The 13,250-nt window shown below is 49.0% G+C and carries 13 protein-coding genes; all 13 read left to right on the top strand.

The genetic code is table 11. The features are described from left to right. Nucleotides 1–24: 24 nt before the first annotated feature. Nucleotides 25–1,572 (top strand): glycine--tRNA ligase, encoded by a 1,548-nt coding sequence (locus A3GG_RS0105365; RefSeq protein WP_018358296.1) that lies wholly within the window; start codon nt 25–27, stop codon nt 1,570–1,572. Next, nucleotides 1,569–2,060: a BamJ family beta-barrel-assembly machinery protein gene (gene bamJ / locus A3GG_RS0105370; protein WP_018358297.1), complete on the top strand. Its 492-nt coding sequence runs from the start codon at nt 1,569–1,571 to the stop codon at nt 2,058–2,060. The genes A3GG_RS0105365 and bamJ overlap by 4 nt, the downstream gene beginning before the upstream one ends. After that, nucleotides 2,057–2,824 carry a 5'/3'-nucleotidase SurE gene (gene surE / locus A3GG_RS0105375; protein WP_018358298.1) on the top strand — a complete coding sequence of 256 codons (768 nt, stop codon included), beginning with the start codon at nt 2,057–2,059 and terminating at the stop codon, nt 2,822–2,824. The genes bamJ and surE overlap by 4 nt, the downstream gene beginning before the upstream one ends. Before the next feature lies 1 nt (nt 2,825). Continuing rightward, on the top strand, nt 2,826–3,932 hold the full coding sequence (gene lpxB, locus A3GG_RS0105380; RefSeq protein WP_018358299.1) for a lipid-A-disaccharide synthase: 1,107 nt from the start codon (nt 2,826–2,828) through the stop codon (nt 3,930–3,932). A 9-nt stretch (nt 3,933–3,941) separates the two neighbouring features. Continuing rightward, on the top strand, nt 3,942–5,084 hold the full coding sequence (locus A3GG_RS0105385) for a BPL-N domain-containing protein (protein ID WP_026215650.1): 1,143 nt from the start codon (nt 3,942–3,944) through the stop codon (nt 5,082–5,084). 79 nt (nt 5,085–5,163) lie between these two features. Then, on the top strand, nt 5,164–5,562 hold the full coding sequence (locus A3GG_RS0105390; protein ID WP_018358301.1) for a DUF302 domain-containing protein: 399 nt from the start codon (nt 5,164–5,166) through the stop codon (nt 5,560–5,562). Between the two features lie 567 nt (nt 5,563–6,129). Next, entirely contained in the window at nt 6,130–7,413 is a 1,284-nt protein-coding gene (metK, locus tag A3GG_RS0105400; RefSeq protein ID WP_018358303.1) for a methionine adenosyltransferase, read from the top strand. A 133-nt stretch (nt 7,414–7,546) separates the two neighbouring features. Further along, complete coding sequence (locus A3GG_RS0105405; RefSeq protein ID WP_018358304.1) at nt 7,547–8,329, top strand: formate/nitrite transporter family protein; 783 nt, start codon at nt 7,547–7,549, stop codon at nt 8,327–8,329. Then, nucleotides 8,326–9,621, top strand: coding sequence for a TolC family protein (locus A3GG_RS0105410; protein WP_018358305.1), 1,296 nt, complete (start codon nt 8,326–8,328; stop codon nt 9,619–9,621). The genes A3GG_RS0105405 and A3GG_RS0105410 overlap by 4 nt, the downstream gene beginning before the upstream one ends. Then, a complete protein-coding gene (locus A3GG_RS0105415; RefSeq protein WP_018358306.1) occupies nt 9,618–10,505 on the top strand; it encodes an HlyD family secretion protein in 888 nt (295 codons plus the stop codon). Before A3GG_RS0105410 ends, A3GG_RS0105415 begins: the two co-directional genes overlap by 4 nt. Nucleotides 10,506–10,521: 16 nt before the next feature. Further along, complete coding sequence (locus tag A3GG_RS0105420; protein WP_018358307.1) at nt 10,522–11,439, top strand: ABC transporter ATP-binding protein; 918 nt, start codon at nt 10,522–10,524, stop codon at nt 11,437–11,439. Next, nucleotides 11,436–12,182, top strand: a complete 747-nt coding sequence (locus tag A3GG_RS0105425; protein WP_018358308.1) for an ABC transporter ATP-binding protein — start codon at nt 11,436–11,438, stop codon at nt 12,180–12,182. The genes A3GG_RS0105420 and A3GG_RS0105425 overlap by 4 nt, the downstream gene beginning before the upstream one ends. Next, nucleotides 12,179–13,042, top strand: coding sequence for an ABC transporter permease (locus A3GG_RS11950; RefSeq protein ID WP_018358309.1), 864 nt, complete (start codon nt 12,179–12,181; stop codon nt 13,040–13,042). Before A3GG_RS0105425 ends, A3GG_RS11950 begins: the two co-directional genes overlap by 4 nt. Nucleotides 13,043–13,250: the final 208 nt, after the last annotated feature.

The following is a 13,250-nucleotide window of genomic DNA, read 5'->3' on the forward strand; positions in this document are numbered from 1 at the left end:
TAGACAAGGACATAGAGAAAGAAAATGGCACAGCAAAGTGACGACAATCTATTTAAGAAGATAATAGCACACTGTAAGGAGTATGGATTCGTATTCCCTTCTTCGGAGATTTACGACGGACTGGGGGCGGTGTATGACTATGGTCAGAATGGTGTAGAGCTAAAAAATAATATCAAGCGCTACTGGTGGGAGTCTATGACGCTACTCAATGACAATGTAGTGGGTATCGACTCTGCGATATTTATGCACCCCACTATCTGGAAAGCCTCTGGCCACGTAGATGCTTTCAATGATCCATTGATTGATAACAAGGTATCCAAGAAGCGTTACCGTGCTGATGTCCTGATGGAGGAGCACCTTGAGAAGATTCAGGGTAAGATAACAAAGGAGGTGGAGAAGGCAGCTAAGCGATTTGGCGATGCCTTCGACGAAGCTCAGTTCCGTGCAACCAATGCACGTGTACTGCAATATCAGGCAGATTATGATGCTATCCACAGTCGCTTTGTGAAAGCCCTAGAGGAAAACGATCTTGCTGGGCTCAAGCAGTTGATAGATGACTGCGAGATCGTGGATCCTATCAGCGGCAGTAAGGAGTGGACAGATGTCCGTCAGTTCAACCTGATGTTCGCCACCGAGATGGGCTCTACTGCCGACGGCGCCATGAAGGTGTACCTTCGTCCAGAGACCGCTCAGGGTATCTTTGTCAACTACCTAAACGTGCAGAAGAGCGGTCGCATGAAGATACCATTTGGTATAGCACAGATTGGTAAAGCCTTCCGTAATGAGATTGTGGCACGCCAATTCATCTTCCGAATGAGGGAGTTTGAGCAGATGGAGATGCAGTTCTTCGTAGCGCCTGGTACAGAACTAGATTGGTTCCAAACCTGGAAGGAGCGCCGTCTTCGCTGGCACAAGGCTTTGGGGCTTGGCGATAACAAGTACCGTTTCCACGACCACGACAAGCTTGCGCACTATGCCAATGCCGCTACAGATATAGAGTTTGAGATGTCCTTTGGCTTTAAGGAGGTAGAGGGCATTCACTCTCGCACCGACTTCGACCTCAGTAGGCACGAGGAGTTCTCAGGCAAGAAGCTGCGCTACTTCGACCCAGAACGTGGGGAGAGCTACGTACCTTATGTTGTGGAGACCTCTATCGGTGTGGACCGTCTATTCCTAAGCGTGCTCTTCGGTAGTTATGAGGAGGAGCAGTTGGAGGGTGGCGAGAGCCGTGTAGTACTCCACCTACCACCTGCATTGGCGCCTAAAAAGGTAGCTGTGCTTCCACTGGTACGCAAGGATGGTCTACCAGAACTAGCAAGGCAGATTGTGGATGATCTGAAGTTCTACTTCCCATGTGACTACGATGAGAAAGACTCTATCGGTAAGCGCTATCGCCGTCAGGATGCGCTCGGCACACCTTTCTGTATCACTGTAGACCACGATAGCCTAGAGGATGGCAGCGTTACTATTCGTCACCGTGATAGTATGGAGCAGGAACGCGTGCCTATCGGCGAACTACGCAGCATGATAGAGGATAGAGTGAGTATGCAATCGCTACTAAAGAAGATATGAGAAATAAGTTGTTTTTAGTCCTAGCCTCAGTAGTAGCGATGCTACTACTTGCGAGTTGTGACAATGCTCTACAACCAAGAGAGGAGACGCAGTACAAAAAGGATAATGATGCCTTCATTGAGAAGGTAGATAAGGGAACGGAGTATAAAAAACTCGTCTTCCTCAATGCTGAACACCCTATTTACTACAAGGTGCTTGCCCCTGGAACAAGCAAGGCATACCCATACCAAGAGAGTACCGTGAGGACTCAGCTGAGTGGTAGACTGATCTCTGGAGAGGTCTTCCAAGCTGATGGCGAACTCGTCTCTCAGGTCAATGCGCTTATCCCTGGCGTACAATATGCGCTCCAATCTATGAATGTAGGTGATAAGTGGGAGATAGTCGTTCCTCAGCAACTAGGCTATGGAGCTTACTCTAGAGGCTATACAATACCTGCCTTCTCTACCCTGATATTCACCATCGAACTACTTGAGATCGTAAAGCCATGATAGCAAAGAGACCGCTGATACTCGTTAGCAATGACGATGGGGTATTTGCTAAGGGACTCGTGGAGCTATATACTGCGCTTAGAGACTTGGGAGATATTGTCGTGATAGCACCCGATGGGCCTCGCAGTGGAGCATCAAGTGCGATTACCACCTCTGTACCTATCCATTACAACCTCGTACTTACAGAGCCCGGACTTACCATATATAGCTGTAGCGGCACACCTGCTGACTGTGTCAAGCTAGCGCTCAATGAGATCGTACCTGTACTCCCTAATCTTGTGGTTGCTGGCATCAACCACGGCGGGAATGAGGGTATTGCTGTCAACTACTCTGGCACACTAGGTGCCGCTATCGAGGGGACTATCTTTGGCATCCCTTCCTTTGCTGTATCGCTCATCGATGGCAAACAGGAGAGTGACTACCTAGATAGCTGCCGCTTTGCTCGTAGCATAGCCCGCAAGATACTCAAGGAGGGGCTCCCCAAGGGGGTTTATCTCAATGTCAATGTCCCTTGTGTACCAGAGGTACGCGGGTTACGTGTCTGTAGTCAGGCCGAGGGGCGCTATGTAGGGGAATATGTACGGCAGACAACTCCCACCGGACGCGATGTCTATTGGCTATCTGGGGAGATTCAGCTCTCCGAGCCAGTAAATCAGAACTGGGATGTCCCCCTAATCGATAAGGGGTATGCTACTCTGGTGCCCTGTAATATCGATGTTACGGACTACGAGTTTATACAGAATATAAAGCACTGGGACGAGTGATATGAAGTACTTCTTCGTGGCTGGTGAAGCGAGCGGTGACCTCCATACCTCCACGGTAATGGGAGCACTTTCTTCGCTCGACACCGAAGCGCACTTCGCCTATATGGGTGGAGCAAAAATGAGGGTTCTTGGCGGCGACTGTATAGTTGCCTCCGAGAGCCTTGCTTATATGGGGGTACTAGATGTGCTGAAGAATATCAATAAGATTCGGCAGGCTGCGCGCCAAGTGCAGGAAGGACTATTACGCCACCGTCCTGATGTGGTAGTGTGTGTCGATTACGCAGGGTTTTGCTTTCGCTACATTCTGCCTTTCGTGAGGGAACATCTGCCTAACACCAAGATTGCCTACTATATCCCACCCAAGGTATGGGCTTGGAAAAAAGGGCGTATCAAGACTCTCCGAAGCCATACAGACCTAGTCCTTTCTATCTTCCCCTTCGAAGTTTCCTTCTTTCAGGAGCATCAACTACCACAGGTGCAGTATGTAGGCAATCCATCCATGGAGGAGATAGACGAATACCTCTCCCAGGCAGTTACCAAAGAGGAATCTCCCTATATAGCGTTGCTTCCTGGCAGCCGTCGGTCAGAAGTAGAACTAAACCTCCCCACTATGCTACAGGTTGCGAGTAGCTTTCCCGACATGCGCATCAAGGTTGCAGGCACTTCAGACCTCCCCAAAGAAGTATACGGCACCCTTGGCGATAGAGCAGAACTGGTCATAGGCAATACCTACGGCATACTGCATGGTGCTAGAGCCGCCCTTGTTACGAGCGGCACCGCTACACTCGAGACTGCCCTCATAGGCACACCTCAAGTCGTATGCTATGCGCACAAGGCGGGGAGGCTAGCCAATTTTGTCTTCGAACGTTTCTTTTCTACGCCCTTTATCTCATTAGTGAATCTTGTAGCAGGGAGAGAGGTCGTAAGCGAACTTTATGGCGGGTTATTCCGAGAGGAGAAAATATGGAGTGCCCTCAGCCCTCTACTATCTGGTGGTTATGAGCGCGCACAGATGATGAGCGGATATCGAGAAGTCCGCCAAAAGCTACAGACAGAGACCACTCCATCTGTAGCAACAGCCAAAGCTATACTTAACTTAATACGATAATACAGACTTATGAAAAGAACAATGATGTTTCTTGCATCAGTAGTAGCTCTACTACTAGTAGCATGCGGTGGTGAAAGTCAAGAGCAAGAGACAACTACACAAAAGGGCGACAAGCTACAGGTAGCAGTATTCCAAGGTCATGGAGGTTCTGAGACCTGCGTATGGGAGACTATGGCAGCGGTGGGAATGGATAGCTCTCTGGAGGCGCGCCTACTCACCACGAAAGATATTGCCGATGGACAACTCTCCGAAGTCGATGTCCTCATCGTTCCAGGTGGAGGGGGTAGCCGTCAGTACCTCAACATAGGCTCAAGCGGACGTGAAGCAGTACAGCAATTTGTTCGTGATGGCGGAGGATATGTCGGCATTTGCGCTGGCGCTTATCTCATCACCGACACCCCTGAGTATGCTTCTCTAGCTATGAGCGGGGCTCAAGCACATGATATAGAGCATGACAACCGCGGACGCGGGATTGCCAAGGTTACTCTCACAGAAGAGGGCAAGGGACTATTTCCCGAGGTAGCAGGCCAAGACACCTTATATATAATGTACTATGAAGGACCTGTGGTATTGCCTAACCCTGAGAGCAAGACCAAGTACACAAGCTTTGCTACTATGGAGAGCGATGTGCACGTGGAGGGCAATGCACCTGTGGATATGACCAATGGCAAGAGCTTCCTCTACATTGCCCAATATGGCAAGGGCAAGACCGCTTCTGTGGTAGGGCATCCAGAGGCCACCCCTGGCATGCAGTGGATGATCTCCAAGATGGTACACGGGGTTGCACCTCGGCAAGTAGAGCCACAGCTCAATAGTAAGTTTGTGGATCCCTCTAAGTTCGGGCAAGAGATACTGATGACCGAAGAGCGTAGGCAAAAGGAGAGCGAGAGTTTCCAGACCTTCCTCTATGGCAGTACCGAAGCACAACTCAAGGCACTCGACTGGCTGATGCAGCATAATTCATGGGATGCCAAGCGATGGATACAAGGGCTAATCTTCGACAAACGCCCCGAGATGCGCCTTGCAGTAGCTAACTGGCTCGGCTGGTCGCTCTACCGTATGTATCTGCCCGACCTAGAGATTGCGCACGACAAAGAGACCGAACCAGAGGTGAAAGCTGCAATGGCTGAGGCGATTGAGAAGCTAAAGTAATAAAGACTCCTACCGAACAATCCTTTGTGCTTATCCGTTATACCTACACAGTTGTATTAATGATAAAGGATAATAAGATATGATAAAGGATATGTTCCAAGAGAGCCGTAGCAAGTACGGTTTCGATGAAACGGTGGAGAAGTTAGGCGAGATTATCTCTGCCAAAGGGTGGCGCATTACTCATACTCACGATATGCAAGAGACCATGACCAAGAATGGCTACTCCGTGTTGCCCATCAAGGTCGTGGAGCTCTGCAACCCTGTGTATGCGAGTCGGATGCTCTCCGAAGACAGTCTGCGCATCTACTCCAGTCTGATGCCCTGCCGCATTTCTATCTATGAGAAGTCCGATGGTCGCACCTACGTATCGCGCATGAATAATGGAGCTATGGCAGGGATGATAGGTGGCGTAGTAGAAGAAGTGATGAGCGGTGCCTACCACGATGCTGAGGGCTTCGTAGCGGAGCTTTCTGAGTGAGATCAAAGCCTCTATTTACAACAGCGACATTTCTGCGTAAGGATTTAGACGAAGCGCACTATCCTACATAAAAGTAGGCAGTGCGCTTCGTCTTTGTATTAGTTGCTAGTCCCACCACTTCCTCTACCGTAAGTGCCTGAAGCTACTCTAGGGAGCGAAGAAAGTCCCTAGCGGAAGGAACTAGAGTTTATTATGGGGAGGAACTAGAGTCTCTCGCGGGAGGAACTAGAGTTCCTCGCCTGAGGGACTGACGCTACTCTAGGGAGTAACCATAGCCCCTCGCTAAAGTACCGAAGACGATATGCTCTTCGCCGATAGCATTTTGGCTAAGGAGAAGTATCTCCATATTGGAGTTTTTAGTACCTTTGTGGCGTATTTGTTTTAATAACCATCGTCAGTGGTGGTCGTGGAGAGATTTGGGCTTGCTTGCAACCACGGTAAAAAATGCTAAATGAGTGGCTCAGCGCACCATTAATATATACGATATACAGGGTCTGAGTATCTCTTTTGGCTTTCTTTACTTCTCTCTCGGTTGTGCTGGCGTATAATGAAATAAAAGGAGGAGTTATGAGTTATTTATTTACTTCCGAATCGGTAAGCGAAGGACATCCAGACAAAGTAGCGGATCAGATATCCGATGCTATCTTGGATCATTTCTTGGCACTAGATCCCGATAGTAAGGTAGCATGCGAAACACTAGTGACCACAGGTCAGGTGGTGATTTCGGGTGAAATTTCGTCTAATGCGTATGTCGATATCCCTTCGGTAGTACGTGGGGTAATCAACCAGATTGGTTACAATAAAGGAGAGTACCTCTTCGATGGTAATTCGTGCGGCATCCTCACTGCGATCAGTGAGCAAAGCCCAGATATCCACCGTGGTGTAGTGCGTGAGGATGTAAGGGATCAGGGCGCTGGCGATCAGGGCATGATGTTTGGCTACGCCAATAATGAGAGCGACACCTACATGCCCTTGCCAATAGAGCTTTCACACACGATACTCCAAGAGCTGACCAAGATACGCAAAGAGGAACCAGAGCTGATGCCTTACCTTCGTCCCGATGCTAAGAGCCAGGTGACGCTTGAGTACAACCTCGATCGTACACCTAAGCGTGTGCATACTATCGTGGTGAGCACACAGCACGATGAGTTCGTGAGGTCTCATGCAGGTCTATCCCAAGCTGAAGCAGACCGAATGATGCAGGATCGTATCAAGAAGGACATCCACTCCATACTACTCCCAAGAGTGGTGGAGAAGTATAGTTCCGAGGTGCAGAAGCTATTCGATAGTAAGGTGATTCTTCATGTCAATCCTACTGGGAAGTTCGTTATAGGGGGTCCAGCAGGAGACACAGGGCTGACGGGTCGTAAGATCATTGTTGATACCTATGGTGGTAAGGCGTCTCATGGTGGTGGTGCCTTTAGCGGAAAAGACAGTTCGAAAGTAGACCGTTCGGCTGCTTATGCAGCTCGGTACCTTGCGAAGAACTTAGTAGCAGCGGGTGTAGCCGACGAAGTGAAGATACAGGTGGCTTACGCCATTGGGATTGCGGAGCCGGTGAGCCTATTTGTAGACACCTATGGAAGGAGTCATGTAGACCTCAGCGACGAGGAGATTGCTGAAAAGCTCAAGGAGGTATACGACCTCCGTCCGTATAGTATCGTGGAGTCGCTCCGCCTCAAGCAACCTATCTATCAGGAAAGCGCTGCTTACGGGCACATGGGTCGCACCCCTCGCAAGACACAGAAGCACTTCGAGAACCCTTATGGCGAACCAATCGATATGGAAGTAGAGCTATTCCCTTGGGAGGAATTAACCCTTGTAGATAGGCTTAAGGAGGTCTTTTTCTAATCTCTTTTCGTCTATTACTAATTAGTGAGAGAGGTGTACCTGAAATATGATTTCGGGACACCTCTCTTGGTATGGCTTGCTATTGGGGATATCTTTAGTATCTTTGTCCTATAACATAAAGGATTCAATGATAATGTATAATACGCCAAACGAAGTACTAAAGCTCACCGAGGGGATGGCGCTCAAAAAGTACAATACCCCAGCCGTAAAGTTGGCTCTCTTGGGCGTATTGGGTGGCGCCTATATTGCACTCGGAGGATGGCTCTCCTTTTATGTTTCCCACGGAATGCCATATATTACGGAGGGTAATCCAGCGTTGGTAAAACTGATTCAGGGTGTACTCTTTCCCGTGGGATTAATACTAATCATATTGGTGGGTGGTGAGCTCTTTACTGGTAATACTGCTTACCTAGTAACAGGGGCAAGAAAGAGGATAATCCCATGGGGATATCTTGCGAAGAATTGGGGAATCGTGTGGCTGACCAATCTTGTGGGGGCATTACTCCTATGCTACCTACTTGTACAGCAAACAGGGATGCTGGCATCCGAACCATGGGTGAGTGCAATCGTCAGTACCGCCAAGAGCAAAGTATCTCTTCCATGGTCTACTATTTTCTTCAAGGGAATAGGAGCCAATTGGCTCGTATGCCTTGCCGTTTGGCTTGGGCTTAGTTCGCAAGAGATGCTAGGAAGGCTTGTGGGGCTATGGCTACCGGTGATGGTTTTTGTAACACTTGGCTACGAGCATAGTGTAGCCAATATGTTTTATATCCCTATGGGGATGATGTGTGGAGCCGACGTTAGTATTGTTCAATTGTTTTGGAATAATCTTATCCCTGCTACCCTTGGCAATATAGTGGGAGGTTCGATATTCGTTGGGCTAGTCTACAGCTATTTATACATAGAGAGGAAATGAAATGCTTACTTTTGATTTTGCTTGCATTGCTCTTACCACTAGGGGCTGTTGCCCAGAGTATTACTCTGGAGGAGTGCTTAGAGCAAACCCGCAAGAACTTCCCCCTATTGCAGCAGAAGAAGGTTCAGCAAAGGATAGGGGAGAATCTTAGCAAAGCCCTTTGGTACGCCTATATTCCACAGCTTTCACTAGAGGGACGGGCAACCTTTCAGAGCCATGTTACAGAACTAGATGTGCCAATGCCCCAGATACCAGGAATGCCCCCAATGCTGCTGGACTTACCAGAAATACCCAAGCTGCAATACCAAGCGTATATTCAGGCAACGCAATTACTATGGGATGGTGGCAGGGTTAAGGCTGGCACTCATCGGATAAAGGCAGAGACGAAAGTACAGCAAGCAGACGTAGATGTCCAGCTCCAGAAGGTAGAGGAGGGCGTAACAGAGCTTTACTTCTCCCTATTGATGCTGGAGAAACAGCAGGAGCTGCAACAGATATTGATAGATGAGCTAGCCCGACAAGAGCAGAGGGTCTCCTCGGCACTCGCTAATGGGGTAGCGACGGAGAGCGACCTTGACTTCGTGAAAGTAGAACAACTGAAAGCCGAACAAGCTAGTGAGCAACTGCAGCTGAGCCACCAAGCTGTGCTAGAGACATTGGGCATCTACACGGGTATGGAGCTTTCGGCAGATACACGAGCTACAGTACCGGCTGCACCAATACTTTCCTTGGCAGAGGAGAGTCGCTTGGCACCTCAGCGCGCTGAGCATAGGATGCTCGATGCTCAGCTAAAGAATGCGGATGCCATTTGGCGAAGTTACAAGGCAGAAGGTATGCCTACAATTGCCCTATTTGCCAGAGGAGGATATGGCAGACCTGGGCTCAATATGCTTGATCCCGACCCTAAGACCTTCGCCATAGGTGGGGTAACGCTTAGTTGGAACTTTGGGAAGCTCTACGACTATAGCACTCAGCGAAAGAAGCTAGAGGGGACCAATCTTTTGATTGAGCTAAAGAGACAGGCATTGGAGCGTGAGATAGCAAGCAAAGAGGCACAATATAGCGCCGAGGCTAAGCAATACCAAGCGTTGGTAGATAAGGATAACGAGATTTTGGCTCTGCACAAAAGGATTGCGGAGCGTGGAAAGCTCCAAGAGAGCGAGGGGACACTCTCTACCACTGACTACCTACAGCAGATTAGTAATTACCATGCGGCAGAACAGACGGCTCAGGTACATCAATTGCAGTACCTACGCTCGCTCTACCGCCTAAAGAATAACAAAGGATTATGAAAAAGGGGTTGGCGTTGATTGCCCTAGTGATGCTCGTCGTGAGCTGTAAGGGCAGCGATGATGCGTTGATAGGCTCTGGCAGCTTCGAGGCTACGGAGGTACTGGTCTCTAGTGAGGCAAATGGCAAAGTGCTTGCTTGGGATGTAGAAGAGGGTAGTGTGCTAAGAGAAGGTCAGCAGGTGGGACTCATAGATACCATACAACTATACCTACAAAAGGAGGCTCTACTGCGCTCGGGCAGGGGAGTACGTGCTGCAAGCCCCAATGTGACCACTCAGACCAAAGCCCTCGAGGTACAGCTCGATGACTTGAGAACGCAACGTGAGAGGACTGCTCGGCTATTAGAGGCTGGCGCAGCTACGCAGAAGCAGCTCGATGATATCGAGACGGGCATTGCGGCCCTCCAAAGCCAATTGGCAGCAAGCCGTAGCACGCTCTCCAATAGCAACGCTCAGATATCTGCCCAGAGCTCAGCTATCGATGTACAAGTAGCACAAGTAGAGGATCTCATTGCACGCTCCGTGATTAGGACACCTATTGATGGCACAGTAACGGCTACGTATATCCACAAAGGGGAATTGGCAGGGCAGGGGCGCCCCCTATTCAGAGTAGCGAACCTCTCCGATATGTATCTCCGTGCTTATGTCCAAGGAGAGCGCTTGACTAAGCTTAAACTTGGGGATACAGTGAAGGTATATGTCGATAGCGAGGAGGGCAAACAACGTCAGTATGAAGGCGTGATTACCTGGATATCCAGTGTAGCAGAGTTTACGCCAAAGACGGTTCAGACGGAGGACGAGCGCTCCAATCTGGTCTACGCAATCAAGGTAAAGGTGCCCAATGATGGCTACCTCCGTATCGGAATGTATGGCGAGGTAAGATAACGTGTTACGAGAGGAGATGATACGAGCAGAGGAACTCAGCCTCACTTTTCCCTCTCCCGACGGAGGGCGCGTGGGTGTTGGGACAGCTCCTGGTGGGCTTTCCTTTCTGGTAAAGAGGGGAGAAATCTTCGGTGTGATTGGTCCCGATGGAGCCGGCAAGAGTACCCTGTTTCGCATCCTTTGCTCTCTTATGCTTCCCGATAGCGGCAAGGCTATAGTAGCAGGGCACGATACGAACAAAGATTACAAGGCACTCCGCAAAGTCATAGGCTACATGCCTGGCACCTTTTCTCTCTATCCCGACCTTTCGGTGGAGGAGAACCTACAATTCTTTGCCACGATATTCGGAACCACGATTGAGGCGAACTATCATTTGATAGAGGATATTTACAGTCAGATAGAACCCTTCAAGACCCGCAAAGCTCGCTCTCTCTCTGGAGGCATGAAGCAAAAGCTAGCACTCTCCTGTGCGCTTATCCATAGCCCCGAGGTGCTTTTCCTTGACGAGCCTACTACTGGTATCGATCCTATCAGCCGTGTAGATCTATGGAATATGCTGCGAAAACTAGCCAAGCGAGGAGTGACTATCGTAGTCTCTACACCTTATATGGACGAAGCCAAGCAGTGCGATCGCATCGCTTTTATGCAGGAAGGGCAATTCCTCACTGTCGATACGCCACAAGCTCTTGAGCACAACTACCCACACCCTATATTCGAAGTGCGGGGCGACAATCGCCTAGAGCTACTCGGACTACTTTCCACCTTCCCCAAGGCGATTAATAGCTTCGCCTTCGGAGAGGTTTTTCATATCACAACGGAAGAAGGTGTATCGGAAGTCGAGATTGCGGCACATATAGGGAGCAATAAAGTAAGACGCATTAAGGCCGGACTAGAGGATGCCTTTCTCCTACTCTCAATGTCCAAGAACGTATGAATAGTCAGTATGTGATAGAGGTAGAGGGTCTCACCAAGGTATTTGGCGACTTCTATGCCGTGGATAATATCTCCTTCAATGTGAAGAAGGGCGAGATATTCGGCTTCCTTGGCGCCAACGGTGCAGGTAAGACCACTGCTATGAAAATGCTATGTGGGCTCTCCAAACCCACAAGCGGGGAGGGTCAAGTAGCGGGATGCGATATCCTGAAGGAGAATGAGGAAATAAAAAAGCACATAGGCTATATGAGCCAAAAGTTTGCACTCTACGACGACCTCACGGTAAAGGAGAATATCCGTCTCTTCGCAGGCATCTACCGTATGCCACTCTCCGAGATTCGCACCAAGACCTATGAGATGCTACACCGCCTTGAGTTCTACGACTACCGCAATACCTTAGTAAGTAAGTTGCCCTTAGGGTGGAAACAAAAGCTCGCCTTTTCTATTTCCATCTTCCACCAGCCCGAGATTGTCTTTCTCGACGAACCTACAGGAGGAGTAGACCCTATTACTCGCCGTAAGTTTTGGGAACTCATCTACGAAGCTGCATATGGGCAAGGGATTACCGTCTTTGTTACCACGCACTACATGGACGAGGCAGAGTATTGTGATCGGGTCTCTATCATGGTCGATGGTAAAATCAAAGCAATGGGAAGCCCCGCACAACTCAAGGCGGAGACAGGTGCCCAAGATATGGATTCCGTATTTAAGCAAGTGGCAAAAGAAGGGAGGCGAACCGAATGAAAGGGAATCTAATCAACCAGTTTTGGGCATTCGTAGGGAAGGAGTTCATCCATATCTTACGCGATCCCTACACTCTATTGATATTGATCATGATGCCTATAGTGGAGATTCTCCTATTCGGCTTCGCACTCAATATGGAGGTCACCAATATCCGCACCGCGGTTATAAGCCTAGGAGAGAGTAGGTACACACAGAAGCTACAGGAAAAACTCAGGAGTAACCCCGACTTTATCCTCCACGACAGCATGATTACGACCTACGAAGCAGAGGCGCTACTCAGAGCCAATAAGCTAGATATGTACCTCGTGATTCCCGAGGGGTTTGATAAAGATCTCTATAGCCAACAGCCCACCGAGCTCCAGATGGTAGTAGATGCGTCGGATCCGAATGCTGGGGAGATGCGGGTAGGCTATGCCTCAGCCCTATTTGGCTCTATTATGGAGGAAGAGCTAGGAGTAAAGAGCCTCCCGTATACCATCAATGTCAATAGCCGTATGCTGTATAATCCTATGATGCGCTCGAGCTACAACTTTGTCCCTGGCATTATGGGACTAGTGCTCATCGTGCTATGTACGATTATGACTAGCGTGAGTATCGCCCGAGAAAAAGAGCGGGGCAATATGGAACTGCTGCTTGCCTCTCCCGCTCATGCCACTATTATGGTGCTCTCCAAGGCAGTGCCCTATTTCATGGTATCCCTCGTGAATATCACCTCCATACTTCTGCTCTCCTACTTCGTGCTAGGGGTACCCATCCGAGGCTCGCTTCTCCTATTGGTATTCATTACTAGAGAATGTTGCACGAAAAACCGTCTCAAATTATTGCGTATATCATTGATTATTAGTATCTTTATTGTGTAATTAAGGGGAGGATATAGTATTGATTTATAGCGACAATAGTTATGGGATTCAAGCAAACGAGCAACAATGCACCCTCATTTACTGAGGTGTTTACCGAATTGAGAAGTTCTAGAGCACGCAATGAGTTTCTAGAGCAAATTGACAAACTCATTGATTGGAGACCATTTCAAACGCTCATAAATAAAAAGCTAAATAAGAGAGCTGAAGC

The sequence above is a fragment of the Porphyromonas levii DSM 23370 genome (assembly GCF_000379925.1).
In the GTDB taxonomy this organism is placed as follows: Bacteria; Bacteroidota; Bacteroidia; order Bacteroidales; family Porphyromonadaceae; genus Porphyromonas_A; species Porphyromonas_A levii.

Coding starts and splice junctions, on each gene's coding strand:
- A3GG_RS0105415 (WP_018358306.1), top strand. CDS start 9,618: ATGAAAAAGGGGTTGGCGTTGATTGCCCTAGTGATGCTCGTCGTGAGC.
- A3GG_RS0105420 (WP_018358307.1), top strand. CDS start 10,522: ATGATACGAGCAGAGGAACTCAGCCTCACTTTTCCCTCTCCCGACGGA.
- A3GG_RS0105385 (WP_026215650.1), top strand. CDS start 3,942: ATGAAAAGAACAATGATGTTTCTTGCATCAGTAGTAGCTCTACTACTA.
- lpxB (WP_018358299.1), top strand. CDS start 2,826: ATGAAGTACTTCTTCGTGGCTGGTGAAGCGAGCGGTGACCTCCATACC.
- A3GG_RS0105390 (WP_018358301.1), top strand. CDS start 5,164: ATGATAAAGGATATGTTCCAAGAGAGCCGTAGCAAGTACGGTTTCGAT.
- A3GG_RS11950 (WP_018358309.1), top strand. CDS start 12,179: ATGAAAGGGAATCTAATCAACCAGTTTTGGGCATTCGTAGGGAAGGAG.
- A3GG_RS0105425 (WP_018358308.1), top strand. CDS start 11,436: ATGAATAGTCAGTATGTGATAGAGGTAGAGGGTCTCACCAAGGTATTT.
- A3GG_RS0105405 (WP_018358304.1), top strand. CDS start 7,547: ATGTATAATACGCCAAACGAAGTACTAAAGCTCACCGAGGGGATGGCG.
- bamJ (WP_018358297.1), top strand. CDS start 1,569: ATGAGAAATAAGTTGTTTTTAGTCCTAGCCTCAGTAGTAGCGATGCTA.
- A3GG_RS0105365 (WP_018358296.1), top strand. CDS start 25: ATGGCACAGCAAAGTGACGACAATCTATTTAAGAAGATAATAGCACAC.
- A3GG_RS0105410 (WP_018358305.1), top strand. CDS start 8,326: ATGAAATGCTTACTTTTGATTTTGCTTGCATTGCTCTTACCACTAGGG.
- metK (WP_018358303.1), top strand. CDS start 6,130: ATGAGTTATTTATTTACTTCCGAATCGGTAAGCGAAGGACATCCAGAC.
- surE (WP_018358298.1), top strand. CDS start 2,057: ATGATAGCAAAGAGACCGCTGATACTCGTTAGCAATGACGATGGGGTA.